This window comes from Sphingomonas adhaesiva (assembly GCF_036946125.1).
Classification (GTDB): Bacteria; Pseudomonadota; Alphaproteobacteria; order Sphingomonadales; family Sphingomonadaceae; genus Sphingomonas; species Sphingomonas adhaesiva_A.
This window is the reverse complement of sequence record NZ_JAQIJT010000001.1, coordinates 1,121,633-1,139,882: the sequence shown is the minus strand read 5'-3', so window position 1 is coordinate 1,139,882 and position 18,250 is coordinate 1,121,633. Positions and strand designations below refer to the sequence as shown.

Here is an 18,250-nt window from a genome sequence, read left to right as displayed (position 1 = left end):
GGCATGACGCACATCCTGTTGACCGGCGCCAGCCGCGGCATCGGCGCCGCCGCGGTCGCCACCCTGTCCACCGTCCCCGACGTCACGCTCGTCGGGCAGGCCACCACCGCCGGCGCGGACCATATGCTCGCCGCCGACTTCGCCGATCCCGATGCGGTCGACCGGCTGTGGCGGGATGCGCTCGACCGGCTGGACGGGCGTATCGACGTGCTGGTCAACAATGCCGGCGTGTTCGAGGCCAACCCGATCGACGGCGACGACGACGCATGGCGCGACGGCTGGGCGCGCGCGATGCAGGTCAACCTGACCGCCGCCGCGCAGCTCAGCCGCCGTGCGATCCGGCATTGGCAGGTTCGCGGAGATGGCGGCCGGCTGGTCAACGTCGCCAGCCGCGCCGCTTACCGAGGCGACAGCCCGGCGCACTGGCATTACGCCGCCGCGAAGGCGGGAATGGTCGCGATGACGAAGACGATCGCGCGCGGCTATGCCAAAGAGGGCATCCTCGCCTTCGCGATCTGCCCCGGCTTCACGATGACCGGCATGGCCGACGATTATCTCGCCAGCCGGGGCGGCGACAGATTGCTCGCCGACATCCCGCTGGGGCGCGTCGCGCAGCCCGAGGAGGTGGCGACGATGATCCGCTTCCTGGCACTCGACGCGCCTGCATCGATGACCGGCGCGGTGCTCGACATCAACGGAGCCAGCTATGTCCGCTGACGACACCGGCGTCGACAGCTGGCGCGTCACCCTGCCCTGCACCCGCGCCGAGGCCGAGGCGATCGATGCCGCCGACGATCTGGCGATCGATGCGGTGCTGATGACCAGCGAGGAAGTCGAGGACGACCGCGAGCATTGGCGGCTGGACGCCTATGTCGAGGATCGCCCCTCGCCCGAAATGCTCGCCGCGCTGAAGGCGCTGGTGCCGAGCGCCGCCGGGGTCGAGCCGGTGGTGACCCCGCTGGGCGCGGAAGACTGGGTGGCGATGAGCCAGGCCGGGCTGGAGCCGATCCGCGAAGGACGCTTCGTCGTCCATACCAGCGCGCACCCCACCCCCGCGCCGGAGGGGGGCCGCGCCTTCCTGATCGATGCCGGACAGGCGTTCGGCACCGGGCATCACGCCACCACCGCAGGGTGCCTCGCCATGCTGGAGGGGTTGAGCGCGCAGGCGGTGACGAACGCGATCGATCTCGGCACCGGGACCGGGCTGCTCGCCTTCGCCGCGCGTCACCTGTGGCCCGCCGCGAGGGTGACCGCGACCGACATCGATCCCGCCGCGATCCTCGTCACGCGTGAGAACATGGCGACCAACGACGTGGCCGACATCGCGCTGATCGTCGCGGACGGCGCCTTGTCGCCGGAGATTACGGCGGCGGCGCCCTACGATCTCGTCATCGCCAACATCCTGGCCGGGCCGCTGATCTCGATGGCGCCGGAGGTGGCGGCGATCGCCGCCCCGCGCGCCGCGATCGTGCTGGCGGGGCTGCTGGAGACGCAGCGCGAGCAGGTGGTCGCCGCCTTTGCCGCCTGCGGCTGCACGCTGGAGGCGGTCGACCGGCGCGGCGACTGGACGATCCTGCGGTTGACGGCCGGGGCGACGCGCCACGTGCCCGGCGCGCCGATCGATCCGCGCGGACGCGACGGATGGGCGCTCGACCTCTGAGGCGAACCCTTCGCGGGCTAGTGCTCGCGGTGGCGCTGGCGGTGCTCGGCTATGCGATCGCGGGGGCGATCGGCGGGCTGGTGCCGCGCAACCCCGACTGGCGCGCGCCGGCGGACGGGGTGACGATCTGGGTCGAGGACAACGGCATCCACACCGGACTGGTGCTGCCGGTGCGCGCGGCGGGGATCGACTGGCGCGGTGACTTTCCCGCGCGCGACCTGCGCGATCCGCGCTACGCGGACCATGGCCATGTCGCGGTCGGATGGGGCGAGCGGGGCTTCTACCTGGGCACGCCGACATGGTGGGACGTGCGACCGTCGACGATCCTGCGCGCCGCGCTGGGCAGCGACGACACGCTCCTGCATGTCGAGCATATCGCGCGCCCGGTGGCGGGGCCGCAGGTGCGCGCGGTGACGCTGCGCAGGGAGGAATATCGCCGGCTGGCGGCGGTGGTGCGCGGGTCGCGTCGGCGCGGGGCCGCGGTGCCGGGCTATGCGGGCTACGACGTTTTCTACCCCGCGAGCGGGCGGTACGATGCCGTGCGGACGTGCAATGCGTGGACCGGGGACGCGCTGGCGGCGGCGGGGGTCCGGGTGGGAGCATGGACGCCGTTTCCGAGCACGGTGATGCGGTGGTTTTGAGGAGATCGCGGCGGCTCGGGCTTGAGCGGGACCTCTTCTAAATTCTTCGTTCCCCGGCGAAGGCCGGGGCCCAGCAGGGAAGGCTTCGGTGAGGAAGCGAGCGCTCGATCACCAGCGTTTTCCCAACTGGGCCCCGGCCTTCGCCGGGGAACGGAAGAGGGGATTGTCGCATCACTGCTCTCCCTCACACGCTCGGTGACGAAGCGTTCAGACCGGCGCGCCGGTCTGGTTCGCCATCTCGCCCGCGGTGGCCGACAGCGTCGGCGCGGTTCCGGTGGCGGGGCGCAACGCCTCCCGCTCGGCCTCGCTGACCGGGGCGGTGGGGTCCGGGCGGAAGGCCTCGGGCGCGCGGGTCGTGCCGGGGGTGGGCGCATCGGCCGCGAGATCGGGCGCGGCATGTTCCGCGCCCGCCGCATCGCCGGGATGGGCGAAGAAGCGGTCGAGCCAGCCGAGCTTCAGCGCCGCGGCGGCGCCCGCCGCCACGCCGCCGATCGCGGTGGCGGCGATGGCGGCGGTGCGCCGGGTGGAGGATCGGGGCGCAAACCGCGCCGGCGTCTTGTTCTTCGCGCTCGTCATGGCGGCAATAACGGGCGCTGGCGCGCGCCGTTCCGCGCGGGCGCTTTGCGGATCGCGATCAAGCTGTTAGCCAGCGTTTTCCCGCTGCAGAAAGGGCTGCCTGCCATGTCGGTGCGCGACGATGCGATCCTCCAGACCCTCCTGCCCGTCACACACGATCTGGGCGGGTTCAAGGTGCATCGCACGCTGCCGCAACGCGAGCGGACGATGGTGGGGCCGTTCATCTTCTTCGACCAGATGGGCCCCGCGCATCTGCCGCTGGGCGGCGGCGTCGACGTGCGCCCGCACCCGCATATCGGGCTGTCGACCGTCACCTATCTGTTCGAGGGGGCGTTCCAGCACCGCGATTCGCTGGGCACCGATGCGCGGATCACGCCCGGCGCGGTCAATCTGATGACGGCGGGCACGGGGATCGTCCATTCCGAGCGCTCGCCCGCCGATGTGCGCCCCGACGGCCCGGCGCTGGCGGGGATCCAGACCTGGCTCGCGCTGCCCGACGGACAGGAGGAGGTCGCCCCCGCGTTCGAGCATGTCGCGGTCGAGCGGCTGCCGGTGGTCGAGGCGCACGGCGCCCGCGCGCGCGTCATCATGGGCGAATTGTGGGGCACGGCCGCGCCGACCACGACGCTGGCGTCCACCATCTATGCCGACATCGCGCTGGACGCGGGAGCCCGCGTGCCGGTCGATGCCGGCGCGGACGAGCGCGCGGTCTATCTGGTGAACGGCGAGGCGACGCTGGACGGCGTGACGCTGGAACCGCAGCGGCTGTACGTGCTGCGCCCCGGCGTGGCGGCGACGCTGTCGTCGGCCACCGGCGGGCGGGCGATGCTGGCGGGGGGCGCGGCCTTCGCGACGCCGCGGCACGTGTGGTGGAACTTCGTCCACTCCTCGCGCGAGGCGATCAACGAGGCGAAGCGCGCATGGAAGGAGGGGCGCTTCGCGAGCGTGCCGGGCGAGTCGGAGTGGATCCCGCTGCCGGAGCTGGCGCCGAAGACGGTGAGCTATCCGTAGAAATTGGCCGTCATTGCGAGCGTAGCGAAGCAATCCAGCGCAGCGCGCGGGACACTGGATTGCTTCGCTCCGCTCGCAATGACGGGAAAGGTGCTTACTCCGCCCCGGTCTTGCGATAGTCGAGCGGGGGTTTGCGGTCGCCCAGCATCGCCTTGTATTCGAAGTTCGGACCGCGCTTGGCCGCGAACTCCTGCTTGGCCGCGGCGATCGTGTCGGGCGAGCGGAACAGGTCGGCCGCGGTCAGCGCCAGCGTCTTCGCCGCGAGCACCGCCCCCTTCACGCCGATGCTGCCGCCCGCCGCGGCGACGTTCTGCCAGCTGTGCCCGGCCGAGCCCGGCACGAAGGTCGCGGTCGACAGGCCCACGGTCGGCACCACCCAGCTGACGTCGGACACGTCGGTCGAGCCGCCCAGAGCCTCGTCCTCGATCCGCGCCGGCTGGATCTCCCCGACGCTCGACAGCGCGGGCGCACCGGGGGCGAAGGTCGTCTGGATCTTCTGTCCGAAGGCGATCTCCTCCGGGGTCCAGGTGATCGCGCCCGCGGTATGGAGCGAGCGGTCCATGACCTTCATCAGCGCCTCGTTGGGGAGCATCGAATAGACGCCCCCGGTCACCTCGACGTCCATCTTCGTCTGGGTGCCCATCGCCGCGCCGGCGGCGGCCTGCTTCACCCATTCCCACACCGACTTCACGATCTCGGGGTTCATGTGGCGGACGTAATAATAGACCTCGGCCTCGTCCGGCACGACGTTGGGGGCCTTGCCGCCGTTGGTGATGACATAATGGATGCGGGTGCGGTCGGGGATATGCTCGCGCATCAGATTGACCATCGCGTCCATCGCCTCGACCCCGTCGAGCGCGGAGCGGCCCTTGTCCGGATTGCCCGCCGCATGCGCCGACTTCCCGTGGAAGCGGAACTTGCCCGAGATATTGGCCATGCTCGGCCCCTGCGACGCCGAATTGGTATTGCCGGGGTGCCAGTGAAGCACGGTGTCGACATCCTTGAACAGCCCGTCGCGCACCATATAGACCTTGCCCGAGCCGCCCTCCTCGGCCGGGGTGCCATAGACGCGGATCTCGCCCTTCACGTCGTTCTCCACCATCCACTGCTTGACCGCGATCGCGGCATAGCTGCTGGCGGCACCGAACAGATTGTGGCCGCAGCCATGGCCGGCGATGCCGGCGATCGGCTGCCGCTCGGGCACCGCGGCCTGCGCCAGCCCGGGCAGCGCGTCGAATTCGGCGAGGACGCCGATGATCGGGCCGGCGCCGTTCCTGAAGCTGGCGACGAATGCGGTCGGCTCCCCTGCGACGCCCGCCGTGACCGCGAAGCCCGCCGCCTTCAGCCGCTGCTGAAGGAGCGCGGAGCTCTGCGTCTCCTGATAGCCGACCTCGGCGAACTTCCAGATCTGGAGCGCGGCATCGGCCAGCGGCTTCTCGTCCGCGGTGACGTTGGCCAGGATCTGCCGGCTGTCGGCGGGCGCCAGCGGCTCGGCGGCGGCGGGCAGCGCGGTGCCGGCGAGCAGTGCCGCGGCCAGTGCGATCGTCTTCATGAACCTTCTCCCTGATAACCACGTCATCCCCGGCTGCGCGGGGATGACGGCCACGATCGATCGATCAGAACTTCTTCGTCGCGCCGATGAAGAAGTAGCGGCCGATCACGTCGTAATTCTGCGCGTCGTACGTCGCCTCGATATCACCATATTGCGGCGGCGCGCGGTTGAAGAGGTTGGTCGCGCCCAGCCGGAATTCGGTCGTCTCGTCCATCTCGAACCGCGCGTTGAGATCGAACACGTTATAGGCGACCACGCCGCGCGTCGTGCTGGCGGGCGTCACCACCTTCGCCGAGTTTATCATGCTGTCGATATAGCGCCAGCGCAGCCCCAGGCTCGCCTGACCCAGCGAATAGTTGAACGAGGTGATCGCCTTCCACCGCGGGTGCGCGATGCCCGCCGTGGTATCGACATTGTACCCGATCGATCCCGCATAGTCATAGGTCGGTGCGCCCGGCAGCGCGCGCACCTTGAACGTGTCGAGGTAGCTGACCGCCGAATTGATCGCGACATTGCCCGGCCCGACGGGGAAGCGCCAGTCGAACTGGAAGTCGATCCCGCGCACCTCGTAATTGCCAAGGTTCAGCAGCGGCTGGAGCGGGTTGAGCGGGACGCCGGTATCGGTCCTGCGCGTGATGAGCGAGCAATAGTAGTTCGTCGCCGAATAGGTCGGATTGTTGCCGCCCGAATTGAAGCAGAACTGGAATACCTGCCCGATATTGAGCGGCCCGACCGCACCCTTGATCTTGATCGAGTAGAAATCGACCGAGAGCGACAAATTCTTGAACATGCCCGCGAACGGCGACTGGAGCACGCCGCCGGCGGAGAAGGTATCGGCCACCTCCTCCTTCAGCTGCGGGTTGCCGCCGGTCAGCGCGAAGACCTGCGCCGTGCCGAGCTGATAGCTGTCGATGAAGTTGGCCGGGATTCCTTGCGCCAGACACAGGTTACGCACGGCGGCCGCATTCGCATTCGTGCTCTGGCGATAGGAGGAACGGGTGTCGCACGGATCGCCGTTCGTCGTCGTGGCGCTCGCCGTGCCGACCGCCACCGAGGCGGTGGAGATCGGCGCGAACAGCTCGCCCACGCTGGGCGCGCGGATCGCGCGATTGTACCCGCCGCGCAGCCGCAACGGCTCGAACACCCGCCAGGTCACGTCCGCCTTGTACGCGTGAACGCCGCCGATCGTGTCGTATTTCGAATAGCGGTACCCGAGGTCGAGATCGAGCTGCTGGATCAGGGGCAGGTCGTGGAGCACCGGCACCAGCAGTTCCGCGAACAGCTCGCCGGTATTCACCTCGCCATCGGCGGCGCGCAGCACCGAATAACCGAGAATGTCGCTGGTGCCGTTGGGCAGCGACAGCTGCGTGTCCGGGGTGAAGGAATAGCCGTTGAAGCGATAGTCCGCGCCGAGCGCGAAGCGCACGTCGCCCGCGGGCAGCGAGAACAGGCTGCCCTGCATCGTGCCCTCTACCGTGCGCTGCTTCAGCTCGTTGGTGTTGAGCGTGCGGCGCGAAATGAAGTCGATGCAGGCCTGCGACGGGGTGAGGTTGCCGAACGGATTGAACCCGCCCTGGCACAGCTCGCTGCCGCCCGTGGGCGAGTTGAGCAGCTGCGCCGTCGCGCTGGCCGAGGCGCCGCCGCGCTGTTCGTTCGAATATTTGGTGCGGCTGGTCGAGGCGTAGACGTCCCAGGTCCAGTCGCGGATGCCGACCTTGCCGGAGAGTCCGGCGGTGAACTGATAGACATCGTAATCGTACCGCTGAATGCGCGGCCCCAGGATATTGAATGCCTTGTAGAAGACGAACGGATCGTTCGGCCTGTCACGCGATTGCAGGATCGTCTGGAAAGATTGCGGTATGTACGGGTTCGTCGTCGGTACGCTCAGGGCATAGACGTTCGATGCCAGCGTCGGGTTCGTGATGCCGATCGTGGTATAGGTGGTGTAGGTCGCCTGGACGAACGCCTTCACATTGTCGGTGACGTCGTAATCCGCCTTGCCGAACAGCGTCCAGCGACTGAGATCGGCCTGGATCGAGGAGCCGTTGTAGCCGAAGTTGATCTGCTGCGAATTCGTGCCGGAATTGACGATATACGCTTCGTCGGTCTGGGGATCGCGGAAGTTGTAGACCGGCACGCCCACCGTGGAGAACAGCGTCTGATCGGTGTTGAAGCCGATCTGCCCGGTGTAGCGGCCTGCCGCGTTTCCGCGCAGCGCCGGTGTGCCGTATTGGCCCTGAAATACGTCGTTCACCGCCTGCAGCCGGGGCAGGTTCGCCCCGAACAGCGCGGTCCCCTGCGGAATGGTCGACAGCCCCGGGGTCGACTGGCGGAAGGTGTAATAGTCGCGTCCCTGCTGGAACGCGCGGTCGCGCCGGGTGTAGTCGACCGACAGTACCGCGGAGCCGCGATCGTCGGCGAACTTCGATCCGACCGTGCCGGTCAGGCGATAGGAATTGCCGTCGCCGTAATTGCTGACGCCGGTCTGGCCGTTCAGCTCCAGCCCCTTGAAGTTGCGCTTCAGCCGGAAGTTGACGACGCCCGCGGTCGCATCCGACCCGTAGGTGGTGGACGCACCGCCCGTGATGACCTCGATATTCTCGATCAGCGCCTCGGGCAGGATGTTGAGGTCGACCGAGCCGTCGGGGTTCGACGGCTGGATGCGGCGACCGTCGAGCAGCAGCAGCGTGCGCTTGGCCCCCAGCCCGCGCAGCGAGGCATAGGCCTGCCCGCCGTTCAGCCCGGTCGAGGTCGAGCCGCCGTTGGCCGCACCGAACGCGCCGCTGAACTGCGGCAGCTGGGTCAGCGCGCTTTCCACCGTCACGCGGCCGGTATTCTCCAGCGTATCCTGCGACAGCGAGACGATCGGCGAGTTGGCGACATAATCGGGGCGCGCGATGCGCGATCCGGTGATGACGATGTCCTCGGCGGGCGGCGGCGCGGCGCTCTGTTCGGCTTCCTCGATCGAGGCGGGCGGGCTTTCGGGAAGCGCGGTCTGCGCCGCGGCCTGGGTCGCGACCAGCGCGAGGGTGCAGGTACCGGCGGCAAGGATCGAACGGCGAAGCAATCGCTGGTGCATGGAAACTGTCCCTGGTTCGGGCCACCTCGTTCGGGTGGCTTCACCGGGTCAGACGCGGGGCGGCGGGTGCCCCTCACGTTGCAGTGCGAAAAATGTTCCGTTGGCCGTCGGCAGCCCCTCCCACCTGGGGGAGGGGCTAACGGCGATCATCCCCGGCAATACCCCTCGCCCGGCTTCACCGTCAGGCAATCCTTCTTCCCCGCCAGCCATTTCAGCCCGGTCGCATCGCCGTCGCTCGGCACCGCGATCTCGTCCTTTCCGTCGCGGGTGAAGCGCAGCCCTTCCGCGGTGACCGATCCGGGGAACGTGCCCTTGTTGTCGAGATCCCATTGAATCTCCAGCGTGACGCCGCCGCCGGCACGCTTGGTCACGTTGAGGACCATGCCCTCCACCCCGATCCATTTGCCGAGATAGTCCGCCTCCGGCCTCGCGGTCGCGGCGGGTTCGGGCGCGACCGCGCTGGCGGCGGGGGCGGGCGTGATGACCGCGGGTGCCGGGCCGGTCGCGCCGCGCGTCTCCGCGGGCGTCGGCTGGGCGGGTTTGCCGCAGGCGGCGAGCGCCAGCGGGGCGAGCAGGGCGATCCGGTTCATGTCGCAACAACCCTGCCCCGCTGCTGCCGTTCCGGGTGGCGTTTCGCGCAGGGCGACGCTAGAGGCTGCGCGCATCCACTGCCCCGGGGAGTCGTTCCTTGCGCATCGCTATCGCCTGCGACCATGCCGCCGTCTCGTTGAAGGACGAATTGCGCGACTGGCTGTCCGGTGAGGGGCACGACATGCTCGACCTGGGCACGCACGGGCCCGACAGCGTCAACTATCCCGATTACGGCCGCCGCCTGGCCGAGGCGGTCGCGTCCGGCGAGGCGGAGCGCGGGATCGCGCTGTGCGGTTCCGGCATCGGCATCTCGATCGCGGTCAACCGCAACCCCGCCCTGCGCTGCGCGCTCGTCTCGGAGCCGCTGTCCGCCTCGCTCGCGCGTCAGCACAACGACGCCAACGCCATCGCGATGGGCGCGCGCGTGATCGGCGCTGAAATGGCGCGCGCGTGCGTCACCGCCTTCCTCTCCACCGATTTTCTCGGCGGGCGCCATGCCGCGCGCGTCGACATGCTCAAGGAGCCCGCATGAGCACGAACCCCGCCGCCCTCCACGACGTCCAGCCCGACGGCTTCTTCACCCGCGGCCTCGCCGATGCCGACCCCGCCGTCTTCGCGGGTGTCGAGCACGAGCTGACGCGCGAGCAGACCCAGATCGAGCTGATCGCGTCGGAGAATATCGTCAGCCGCGCGGTGCTGGAGGCGCAGGGCAGCGTCTTCACCAACAAATATGCCGAGGGATATCCCGGCAAGCGCTATTACCAGGGCTGCCACCCGTCGGACGAGGTCGAGCAGCTGGCGATCGACCGCGCGAAGCAGCTGTTCGACTGCGGCTTCGTCAACGTGCAGCCGCATTCCGGCGCGCAGGCGAACGGCGCGGTGATGCTGGCGCTGACGAAGCCGGGCGATACGGTGATGGGGCTTAGCCTGGACGCCGGCGGCCATCTGACCCACGGCGCGAAGGCGGCGATGAGCGGCAAGTGGTTCGACGCGGTCCAGTACGGCGTCACCGCCGACACGCACCTGATCGACTATGACGCGGTCGAACGCCAAGCGATCGAGACCAGGCCCAAGCTCATCATCACCGGCGGCTCGGCCTATCCGCGCCACATCGACTTCGCGCGTTTCCGCAGCATCGCGGACAAGGTCGGCGCGTTCTTCATGGTCGACATGGCGCATTTCGCGGGGCTGGTCGCGGGCGGCGTCCACCCGACCCCGTTCGGTCACGCGCATGTCGTCACGACGACCACGCACAAGACGCTGCGCGGGCCGCGCGGCGGCATGGTGCTGACCAACGACGAGGCCATCGCGAAGAAGATCAATTCGGCGGTGTTCCCGGGGCTCCAGGGCGGCCCGCTGATGCACGTCATCGCGGCGAAGGCGGTCGCGTTCGGCGAGGCGCTGCGCCCCGAGTTCAAGAGCTATGCCGCGAGCGTGGTCGAGAACGCCAAGGTGCTGGCCGCGACGCTGAAGGAGCGCGGCGCGGACCTCGTCTCCGGCGGCACCGACACGCATCTGGCGCTGGTCGACCTCACCCCTCTGAAGGTCACGGGCAAGGACGCGGACGAGGCGCTGGAGCGTGCCGGCATCACCTGCAACAAGAACGGCATCCCCAACGACCCGCTGCCGCCGATGAAGACCAGCGGCATCCGCGTCGGCAGCCCAGCGGGCACCACGCGCGGGTTCGGCACGGCGGAATTCCGCGAGATCGGCAACATGGTCGCCGACGTGCTCGACGGCCTCGCCGCGAAGGGCGAAGCGGGCGATCCGGCGGTCGAGGCGAATGTGCGGGAACGTGTGCGCGCGCTGTGCGCTCGGTTCCCCATCTATTCGTAAAGGAGATCGATACGTGGCGAAGTTCGACGAGAAGATCGGCGAAGTGCAGGCGAACGTGAAGGGCACGCCGGGCCTGGGCAAGAGCATGGCCAAATGGGGTGCGCTGGGCGCGGTCGTCGCAATCCCGGTGCCGTTCGTCGGCCCGGTGTTCGGCGCGCTGGCGGGCGCCGCCTGGGCGTATCACAAGGGCACGAAGAACAAGGGCTACTGATCCGGTATGCGCTGCCCCTTCTGCGGTCACGAGGCGAGCCAGGTGAAGGACAGCCGCCCCACCGACGACGGGGCGGCGATCCGGCGGCGGCGCCAGTGCGAGGGTTGCGCGGCGCGCTTCACCACGTTCGAGCGCATCCAGCTGCGCGACCTGACCGTGGTGAAGAGCGAGCATCGCCGCGAGCCCTTCGACCGGGAGAAGCTGCTGCGCTCGATCGCGATCGCGGCGCGCAAGCGGCCGGTCGAGCCCGTCCAGCTGGAACGGCTGGTGAGCGGCATCCAGCGCCAGCTGGAGACGAGCGGCGACGCGGAGGTGTCGTCCAAGCGTATCGGGGAGATGGTGATGGACGGGCTGAAGGGGCTGGATTCCGTCGCCTATATCCGTTTCGCCAGCGTGTACCGCGAGTTCGGCGAAGCGCGTGACTTCGAGGAATTCGCCGGCAGCGTGGAGGAAGCCGGGCGGGGGTGAGCGGGCTTCAATCTGTGTGCCCCTTGCCCGCACTCACCGGAATCAAAGCCGACGCACGCCGGCGGCGCTTCGGCCTCGCTTGGCACAAAGGGTTCCCCGTCGTGTTCCGCGCTCCACGTCCGTTCGGCCTGAGCGAAGTCGAAGGCCACGCACCAACGCGACCACGTTTCACGCCATAGACGACGCAGACGGGCATAAGCCTTGCGCTTGCCCTTCGACTTCGCTCAGGGCGAACGGAGGTTTCGAAGAGGTCCGCCCTTGGTATTCCACGCCTATCTTCTTCGCTGCTCGGACGGCAGCTATTATGCCGGTCATACCGACCACCTAGAGCATCGTGTCGCGCAGCACCAAGGCGGCGCTATACCCGGCTACACCCATGATCGCCGTCCCGTCGAGCTCGCTTGGTCACAGGAGTTTTCGACCCGTGACGAAGCGCTCGCCGCCGAGAGACGGATCAAGGGCTGGTCGCGTGCCAAGAAGGAAGCGTTGATCGTGAGTGATTGGGATACGCTGCACAAGGCTGCGATGCCCCCGGGTGAGCGTGCGAAGCGCCTCGCAGCGGCTCCTCATGACGAACGGATGGAAGGCGACCCTGCCCCCGCCCCGCCCCCCGTCATCGTCCTCGTCCGCCCGCAGCTCGGCGAGAACATCGGCAAGGCCGCGCGCGCGATGCTCAATTTCGGGCTGGTCGAGATGCGCCTCGTCGCGCCGCGCGACGGCTGGCCCAATCCGCAGGCGGGCCCGGCCGCATCGGGTGCGGACATCGTGCTGGAGCGGGCACAGGTGTTCGACACCGTCGCCGAGGCGGTCGCGGATTGTGCGCACGTCTATGCCACCACGGTGCGCAAACGCGGCGTGACGAAGCCCGTCGTCACCCCCGAACAGGCCGCGCGCGACATCCACGCCAGCCCCGCGCGCACCGCGATCCTGTTCGGGCCGGAACGCTCCGGGCTGGAAACCGATGACGTGGCGCTCGCGCGGACCATCGTGACGGTGCCGATCAACCCCGAGTTCGGCAGCCTCAACCTGGCGCAGGCCGTCATTCTGGTCGCCTACGAATGGTCGAAGGGCGTCGCGCTCGCCTCCCCGCCCGATACCGGGCTGCTGCCCCCGGCACCGCAGGAGGAACTGGAGGGGATGATCGGGCAGTTGGACGCGATGCTGGAGGATGCGGGCTATTTCTTTCCGGAGGCGCGCACCGTTGCGACGCGGCGGACGCTGCGCACCTTGCTGACGAAGCCGGGGTGGAACACGCTGGAGGTGCGCACGGTGCGCGGCGTGCTGTCCGCGCTGCGGCCGAAGGTGCCGCGGCGGTGACGCGATCGGCGGTCGCGGAGCACAATCTCGCCGCCCGATTGGGGGACGCGGGGGACTTCGCGGGCGCCGTGGCGGCCTGCGCGCGCGCATTCGCGGCGGGTGGGAACGCGCCCGAGACCCATCTGGTGCAGGCGCGCGCGCTTCAGGGCCTGCACCGGCTGGACGAGGCGGAGGCCGCATTCGCCGCGGCGATCGCGCGGCGGCCGGATTATGCGGTGGCGCACCGCGACTGGGCGCAGCTGCGCTGGATGCGCAGCGCGGATGCGCGCACCGCCATGGCCCCGCTCGACCGCGCGCCGGACACGCCCGAGCTGGCGCTGGTGCGCGCGACGGTGCTGAGCGGGGTGGGAGATGCCGCGCGCGCGGCGCAGGTGCTCGACCGCGCGCTGGCGCGCGCCTCTGGCAACGTGGCGCTGCGGCTGGCAGCGGCGGGGGTGGCCGGGCAGATGGGGCGCGGCGCGGCGCAACTGGACCATGCCACCGCCGCGCTGCGCGCCGCGCCGGCCTCGATCGAAGCGGCGCGCGCCGCGGTGGAGGCGCTGCTGCATCTGGGCCGCATCGGCGAGGCAGCCGCGCTGGCGGAGCGGGTCGTCGCCGCCGCGCCCGAGGACCAGGCGGCGATCGCGCTGATGGCGACCGCGTGGCGGCTGACCGGCGACGCGCGGCACGCCGCCTTGTGCGAGGATGCGGCGCTGGTCTCCACCGCCATCGTCGCGACGCCGCCGGGCTGGCCGGACCTGCCCGCCTATCTGCGCGATCTGGCCGAGGCGCTGGCCGCGCTGCACGCGTGGCGCGCGCATCCGCTGGAGCAGTCGATCCGCCACGGCAGCCAGACTCAGGTCGACCTGTCGAAGGTCGACACGCCCGTCATCGCCGCGCTGTTCGCCGCCTTCGACGCGCCGATCCGCGCGCATGTCGCGGCGCTGGGTCGCGGCGACGACCCGGTGCGGCGTCGGGTGCGGGGCGGATATGCCATCGCCGGCGCCTGGTCGGTGCGGCTGATGCCGGGGGGCTTCCACACCGATCACATCCATCCGGCGGGGTGGCTGTCCTCGGCCTTCTACGTCGCGTTGCCGGATGCGGTGGCGACGCCGCCGCAGGGATGGCTGGCCTTCGGGCGACCGGGGGTGCCGACGATGCCGGCGCTCGCGCCCTTTCGGCATGTCCGGCCCGAACCGGGGATGCTGGCGCTGTTCCCCTCGTACCTGTGGCACGGGACGGAGCCGTTCACGGGCGATGCGCCGCGGCTGACGGTGGCGTTCGACCTCGTCCCGGCGTGATTTTTTCGTGGGGCGGGTGCGGAAGGGACGGGCGATTGCGTCATATTGACGGGGGCGCCCCCTCACCCTTCCCACCGCCGTCGGCGGCGGGCCCCTTCCCTCTCCCACGAGGGGAGAGGGAGAGGAGCGTCACGCAACGATAACGGGCATGAAGGGGACTGACGCGATGAAGACGGCCTTCCTGATGGGCGCGGCGGCGCTGGCACTCGCACTCCCCGCCGGCGCGGAGCCGATCAGTCCCAGGGTCGGTGCGCTCCCCTCGCCCGCCGAGGCGTTCGCGACCGAGCCCGGCAGCGACTATTATCTCGCCAATTACGATGCGTACGAAAAGTATCTGAAGACGCTGGCGGCGCAGTCGGACCGGATCAAGCTGATCGACATCGGCAAGTCCGCCGAGGGGCGCACGATGTGGGTCGCGATCGTCTCCAGCCCCGCCAATCTGGCGAAGCTCGAGCGCTACCGCACCATCGCGCAGCAGCTGGCCAAGGCCGACGGGCTGACCGAGGCGCAGGCGCAGGCGCTCGCGGGCGAAGGCCGCGCGGTCGTCTGGATCGACGCCGGGCTGCACGCGACCGAGACGGTGACGACGCAAAGCCAGATCCACGTCCTCTACCGCATGCTGAGCGGGCAGGATGCGGAGACGAAGCGCATCCTGGACGAGACGATCGTGCTCTTCGGCCACGACAATCCGGACGGGCTCCAGCTGGTCGCCGACTGGTACATGCGCAACAAGGACCCCAAGGACCGCGAGTTCCGCACCATCCCGCGGCTGTACCAGAAGTATGTCGGGCACGATAACAACCGCGACAGCTTCATGTCGCAGATGCCGGAGACGACCGCGCTCAACCGCGTCTTCTTCCGCCAGTGGTTCCCGCAGATCATCTTCAACCAGCATCAGACGGGGCCGGCGGGGATGGTCGTCTTCGTTCCGCCGTTCCGCGACCCGTTCAACTACAATTACTCGCCGATCGTGATGAACGAGCTGCAGGAGGTCGGCGCGGCGATGCACAGCCGGCTGGTGTCGGAGGACAAGGCCGGGTCGGGCGCGCGCTCGGCCGCGCCCTATTCCACCTGGCACAACGGTATGGTGCGCTCGGTCGCCTATTTCCACAATTCGATCGGGCTGCTGACCGAGATCATCGGCGGCCCGACGCCCGAGAAGATTCCGCTGATCCCCGACCAGCAGCTCGCGCGCAACGACGAGACGCTGCCGATCGGTCCGCGCGAATGGCATCTGAAGGACAGCCTGGAGTACCAGTGGTCGCTCGACCGCGCGGTGATGGACTATGCCGCGCGCAACCGCGAGCGGCTGCTGATGAACATCTGGCGCATGGGCAAGGCGTCGATCGACAAGGGCAATCGCGACAGCTGGACGATCACGCCCAAGCGCGTCGACGCGGTGAAGGCCGCCGCCAACGGCAAGACCGCGCCGGGCGGCGAGGTGTATTTCCGCGGCCCCCCGCCGGTCGATTCGTCGCTTTACGCCTCGGTGCTCAACGACCCCGCGGCGCGCGATCCGCGCGGCTACATCCTGCCCCCCGCGGCGCAGCGCGACCTGCCGACGACGGTCGCGTTCCTGAACGCGCTGCTGAAGAACGGCGTCGACGTGGAGCGCGCCACCGCCGCCTTCACCGCCGGTGGCAAGCGCTATCCCGCGGGCAGCTATGTCGTGCGCACCGCGCAGGCGTATCGCCCCCACGTGCTCGACATGTTCGAGCCGCAGGACCATCCGCACGACGCGGAATATCCCGGCGGCCCGCCCAAGGCGCCCTATGACATCACCGGCTATACGCTCGCCTATCAGATGGGGGTGCAGTTCGACCGCGTGCTCGACGGCTTCACGGGCGCGTTCGAGAAGGTGACGGCGGAGCAGATCGCTCCGCCTGCGGGGCGAATCGTCGGCAGCGGCAATGCCGGCTGGCTGATCGGGCACGAGGCGAACAACGGCTTCACGCTGACCAACCGGCTGCTGAAGGCGGGGGTGCCGGTCAACTGGGTGCCGGGCGAGACGAAGGTGGCGGGCCGGACGCTGGCGGCAGGGGCCTTGTGGGTGCCCGCCTCCCCGGCGGCACGCACGGTGATCGAGCAGTCCGCGCCGCTCGGCGTCGATGCCTATGCGATGGCGCGCGTGCCCGCGGGGACGACGTGGAAGCTGAAGCCGGTGCGCGTCGGTCTGGTCGATCGCTACGGCGGGGTCATGCCCGCCGGCTGGACCCGCTGGCTGCTGGAGCAGTATGAATTCCCGTTCGAGGTGGTCTATCCGCAGCAGCTCGACGCAGGCAACCTGAAGGCGAAATACGACGTGCTGCTGTTCGCCGACGGCACGGTGCCGGTGGCGCGCGGCGGGGCGTATCCGGGGGGCTATCGGTTCGACCTGCCCAAGCCCGAGGCGATTCCGGCGGAGTATCGCGGCTGGCTGGGCGAGGTGACCGAGGCCAAGACGCTGCCGGCGGTGCGCGACTTCGCGCAGGGCGGCGGCACCGTCATCACGGTCGGCAGCGCGAACACGCTGGCGACGTGGCTGACGCCGGCGCTCCAGCCCGCGCTGGTGACGAAGAAGTTCGACGGCAGCGTCACCGCGCTGCCGCACAAGGACTTCTACATCCCCGGCTCGCTCATCCAGGCGAGCGTCGATCCGCGCCAGCCGCTGGCCTATGGCATGACGCCCAAGGTCGACATGTTCTTCGACGAGGCGCAGCCGTTCGTGATGGCGCCCGGCGTCCAGCGCATCGCCTGGTTCGAGGGCACGTCCCCGCTGCGCAGCGGCTGGGCGGTCGGTCAGGAGAAGCTGAACGGCACGGTCGCGGTGGCGGACGCGGACATCGGCCGCGGCAAGCTGTTCGCGATGGGGCCGGAAGTGACCCAGCGCGCGCAGCCCTATGCGACGTTCAAGCTGCTGTTCAACGGCATTCTGTACGGCCCCGCGGTCGCCGCGACGCGGTGATTTCCTCTCCCCTCCCCTGCAAGGGGAGGGGCCGGGGTGGGGTGGAGGGGGAAAGCGCCCGCTCCACAACCACCCCACCCCAACCCCTCCCCTCGAGGGGAGGGGCTTTTTAGCGCCCGACCAGCTCCGCGATCGCGAGCGTCCGCTGCGCCTCTTCGAGATGCAGCAGTTCCACCATCTTGCCGTCGACGCGGATCGCGCCCTTGCCGGCGTGCTCCGCCGCGTCGAACGCCGCGACGACCTTGCGCGCCCAGTCCACTTGATCCGCGGACGGGGTGAAGACGCGGTTCGCGGGCGCGATCTGGGCGGGGTGGATCAGCGTCTTGCCGTCGAAGCCCCATCCCAGTCCCTGCCGGCACTCCGCCTCGATCGCGTCCTCGTCGTCCAGCACGTTGATGACGCCGTCGAGCGCGACGAGCCCCGCCATCCGCGCCACCAGCACTACCTGCGTCAGGATCGGCAGCAGCGGCGCGCGCGACGCGCCGGGGCGGCAGCGCATTTCCTTCGCGAGATCGTTGGTGCCGACCACGAAGGTGGTGAGCGCGGTATCCGCCGCCGCGGCGGCGATCACGGGCAGGTCGACCACCGCGCGACACGTCTCGATCATCGCCCACAGCTCCGGCCCCTCCCCCAGCGCCGCGCGCGCGGTGCGGAGCGTGGCGGCATCCGACACCTTGGGCAGCAGCACCGCCGCCGCGCCGCTGCCGTTCAGCGCGGCGAGGTCGTCCATGCCCCATGCGGTATCGACCGCATTGGCGCGCACCACCAGCTCGCGGTGCCCGAAGCCGCCCTCGCGCACCGCCGCGACCGCGGCGTCGCGTGCGCTCGCCTTGTGCTCGGGCGCGACCGCGTCCTCCAGGTCGAGGATGACCACATCGCAGTCGAGCGTCCGCGCCTTCTCGACCGCGCGCGCGTTGGAGGCGGGCATGAACAGCGCGCTGCGGCGCGGGCGGATGTGGGTCATACAAGCAATCCCTATCTCGTCATCCCGGGCATGACCCGGGGTCCCGCTTCCTTGCCGACGCAGCGGAAGAAGCGGGACCCCGGCTCAAGGCGGGACCTTTGCAAAACAGGCGTAACGGCA

16 protein-coding genes are annotated in these 18,250 nt (G+C 69.6%); 11 read left to right on the top strand and 5 right to left on the bottom strand.

Annotated elements, in window-relative coordinates; genetic code table 11:
* Positions 1 to 3: 3 nt before the first annotated feature.
* From PGN23_RS05435 to PGN23_RS05425, 3 genes are read left to right on the top strand one after another with little or no spacing between them, the layout of a single operon-like run.
* Positions 4 to 717 carry an SDR family NAD(P)-dependent oxidoreductase gene (locus tag PGN23_RS05435; RefSeq protein ID WP_335301816.1) on the top strand — a complete coding sequence of 238 codons (714 nt, stop codon included), beginning with the start codon at positions 4 to 6 and terminating at the stop codon, positions 715 to 717.
* Positions 707 to 1,660 carry a 50S ribosomal protein L11 methyltransferase gene (locus PGN23_RS05430; protein WP_335301815.1) on the top strand — a complete coding sequence of 318 codons (954 nt, stop codon included), beginning with the start codon at positions 707 to 709 and terminating at the stop codon, positions 1,658 to 1,660. The genes PGN23_RS05435 and PGN23_RS05430 overlap by 11 nt, the downstream gene beginning before the upstream one ends.
* A 20-nt stretch (positions 1,661 to 1,680) precedes the next feature.
* Positions 1,681 to 2,301 carry a TIGR02117 family protein gene (locus PGN23_RS05425; protein ID WP_335301814.1) on the top strand — a complete coding sequence of 207 codons (621 nt, stop codon included), beginning with the start codon at positions 1,681 to 1,683 and terminating at the stop codon, positions 2,299 to 2,301.
* Positions 2,302 to 2,508: 207 nt separating this feature from the next.
* Here PGN23_RS05425 and PGN23_RS05420 read toward each other — a convergent pair whose 3' ends face one another.
* Positions 2,509 to 2,877 (bottom strand): hypothetical protein, encoded by a 369-nt coding sequence (locus PGN23_RS05420; RefSeq protein ID WP_335301813.1) that lies wholly within the window; start codon positions 2,875 to 2,877, stop codon positions 2,509 to 2,511.
* 105 nt (positions 2,878 to 2,982) lie between these two features.
* Between PGN23_RS05420 and PGN23_RS05415 the strand changes: the two genes are divergently transcribed.
* Positions 2,983 to 3,888: a pirin family protein gene (locus PGN23_RS05415; protein WP_335301812.1), complete on the top strand. Its 906-nt coding sequence runs from the start codon at positions 2,983 to 2,985 to the stop codon at positions 3,886 to 3,888.
* A 94-nt stretch (positions 3,889 to 3,982) separates the two neighbouring features.
* Here the strand turns inward: PGN23_RS05415 and PGN23_RS05410 are convergent, their stop codons facing one another.
* From PGN23_RS05410 to PGN23_RS05400, 3 genes are all read right to left on the bottom strand, one after another.
* The gene (locus PGN23_RS05410; RefSeq protein ID WP_335301811.1) at positions 3,983 to 5,440 is read right to left on the bottom strand and encodes an amidohydrolase; all 1,458 of its coding nucleotides are present in this window, start codon (positions 5,438 to 5,440) and stop codon (positions 3,983 to 3,985) included.
* 64 nt (positions 5,441 to 5,504) lie between these two features.
* Positions 5,505 to 8,519 (bottom strand): TonB-dependent receptor domain-containing protein, encoded by a 3,015-nt coding sequence (locus tag PGN23_RS05405; RefSeq protein WP_335301810.1) that lies wholly within the window; start codon positions 8,517 to 8,519, stop codon positions 5,505 to 5,507.
* Positions 8,520 to 8,665: 146 nt separating this feature from the next.
* Positions 8,666 to 9,109 (bottom strand): hypothetical protein, encoded by a 444-nt coding sequence (locus PGN23_RS05400; protein ID WP_335301809.1) that lies wholly within the window; start codon positions 9,107 to 9,109, stop codon positions 8,666 to 8,668.
* Positions 9,110 to 9,207: 98 nt separating this feature from the next.
* On the opposite strand from PGN23_RS05400, the gene rpiB reads away from it, so the two are divergent.
* From rpiB to PGN23_RS05365, 7 genes are all read left to right on the top strand, one after another.
* Positions 9,208 to 9,642 carry a ribose 5-phosphate isomerase B gene (rpiB, locus tag PGN23_RS05395; protein ID WP_335301808.1) on the top strand — a complete coding sequence of 145 codons (435 nt, stop codon included), beginning with the start codon at positions 9,208 to 9,210 and terminating at the stop codon, positions 9,640 to 9,642.
* Positions 9,639 to 10,946: a serine hydroxymethyltransferase gene (gene glyA / locus PGN23_RS05390; RefSeq protein WP_335301806.1), complete on the top strand. Its 1,308-nt coding sequence runs from the start codon at positions 9,639 to 9,641 to the stop codon at positions 10,944 to 10,946. Before rpiB ends, glyA begins: the two co-directional genes overlap by 4 nt.
* A gap of 13 nt (positions 10,947 to 10,959) precedes the next feature.
* A complete protein-coding gene (locus PGN23_RS05385; RefSeq protein WP_335299243.1) occupies positions 10,960 to 11,157 on the top strand; it encodes a hypothetical protein in 198 nt (65 codons plus the stop codon).
* Between the two features lie 6 nt (positions 11,158 to 11,163).
* The gene (nrdR, locus tag PGN23_RS05380; RefSeq protein WP_335301805.1) at positions 11,164 to 11,625 is read left to right on the top strand and encodes a transcriptional regulator NrdR; all 462 of its coding nucleotides are present in this window, start codon (positions 11,164 to 11,166) and stop codon (positions 11,623 to 11,625) included.
* 258 nt (positions 11,626 to 11,883) lie between these two features.
* Positions 11,884 to 12,942: a TrmH family RNA methyltransferase gene (locus tag PGN23_RS05375; protein ID WP_335301804.1), complete on the top strand. Its 1,059-nt coding sequence runs from the start codon at positions 11,884 to 11,886 to the stop codon at positions 12,940 to 12,942.
* Positions 12,939 to 14,222, top strand: a complete 1,284-nt coding sequence (locus PGN23_RS05370) for a putative 2OG-Fe(II) oxygenase (protein ID WP_335301803.1) — start codon at positions 12,939 to 12,941, stop codon at positions 14,220 to 14,222. Before PGN23_RS05375 ends, PGN23_RS05370 begins: the two co-directional genes overlap by 4 nt.
* Positions 14,223 to 14,370: 148 nt before the next feature.
* Positions 14,371 to 17,166: a M14 family metallopeptidase gene (locus PGN23_RS05365; RefSeq protein ID WP_335301802.1), complete on the top strand. Its 2,796-nt coding sequence runs from the start codon at positions 14,371 to 14,373 to the stop codon at positions 17,164 to 17,166.
* A 109-nt stretch (positions 17,167 to 17,275) separates the two neighbouring features.
* Here the strand turns inward: PGN23_RS05365 and PGN23_RS05360 are convergent, their stop codons facing one another.
* Positions 17,276 to 18,130, bottom strand: a complete 855-nt coding sequence (locus tag PGN23_RS05360) for an HpcH/HpaI aldolase/citrate lyase family protein (protein WP_335301801.1) — start codon at positions 18,128 to 18,130, stop codon at positions 17,276 to 17,278.
* Positions 18,131 to 18,250 lie beyond the last annotated feature (120 nt).

Bases quoted from the DNA above. Each gene is read 5' to 3' on its own strand.
- PGN23_RS05405 (WP_335301810.1), bottom strand. From the start codon at position 8,519: ATGCACCAGCGATTGCTTCGCCGTTCGATCCTTGCCGCCGGTACCTGC.
- glyA (WP_335301806.1), top strand. From the start codon at position 9,639: ATGAGCACGAACCCCGCCGCCCTCCACGACGTCCAGCCCGACGGCTTC.
- PGN23_RS05415 (WP_335301812.1), top strand. From the start codon at position 2,983: ATGTCGGTGCGCGACGATGCGATCCTCCAGACCCTCCTGCCCGTCACA.
- PGN23_RS05410 (WP_335301811.1), bottom strand. From the start codon at position 5,440: ATGAAGACGATCGCACTGGCCGCGGCACTGCTCGCCGGCACCGCGCTG.
- PGN23_RS05430 (WP_335301815.1), top strand. From the start codon at position 707: ATGTCCGCTGACGACACCGGCGTCGACAGCTGGCGCGTCACCCTGCCC.
- PGN23_RS05360 (WP_335301801.1), bottom strand. From the start codon at position 18,130: ATGACCCACATCCGCCCGCGCCGCAGCGCGCTGTTCATGCCCGCCTCC.
- nrdR (WP_335301805.1), top strand. From the start codon at position 11,164: ATGCGCTGCCCCTTCTGCGGTCACGAGGCGAGCCAGGTGAAGGACAGC.
- PGN23_RS05365 (WP_335301802.1), top strand. From the start codon at position 14,371: ATGAAGGGGACTGACGCGATGAAGACGGCCTTCCTGATGGGCGCGGCG.
- PGN23_RS05435 (WP_335301816.1), top strand. From the start codon at position 4: ATGACGCACATCCTGTTGACCGGCGCCAGCCGCGGCATCGGCGCCGCC.
- PGN23_RS05400 (WP_335301809.1), bottom strand. From the start codon at position 9,109: ATGAACCGGATCGCCCTGCTCGCCCCGCTGGCGCTCGCCGCCTGCGGC.
- PGN23_RS05420 (WP_335301813.1), bottom strand. From the start codon at position 2,877: ATGACGAGCGCGAAGAACAAGACGCCGGCGCGGTTTGCGCCCCGATCC.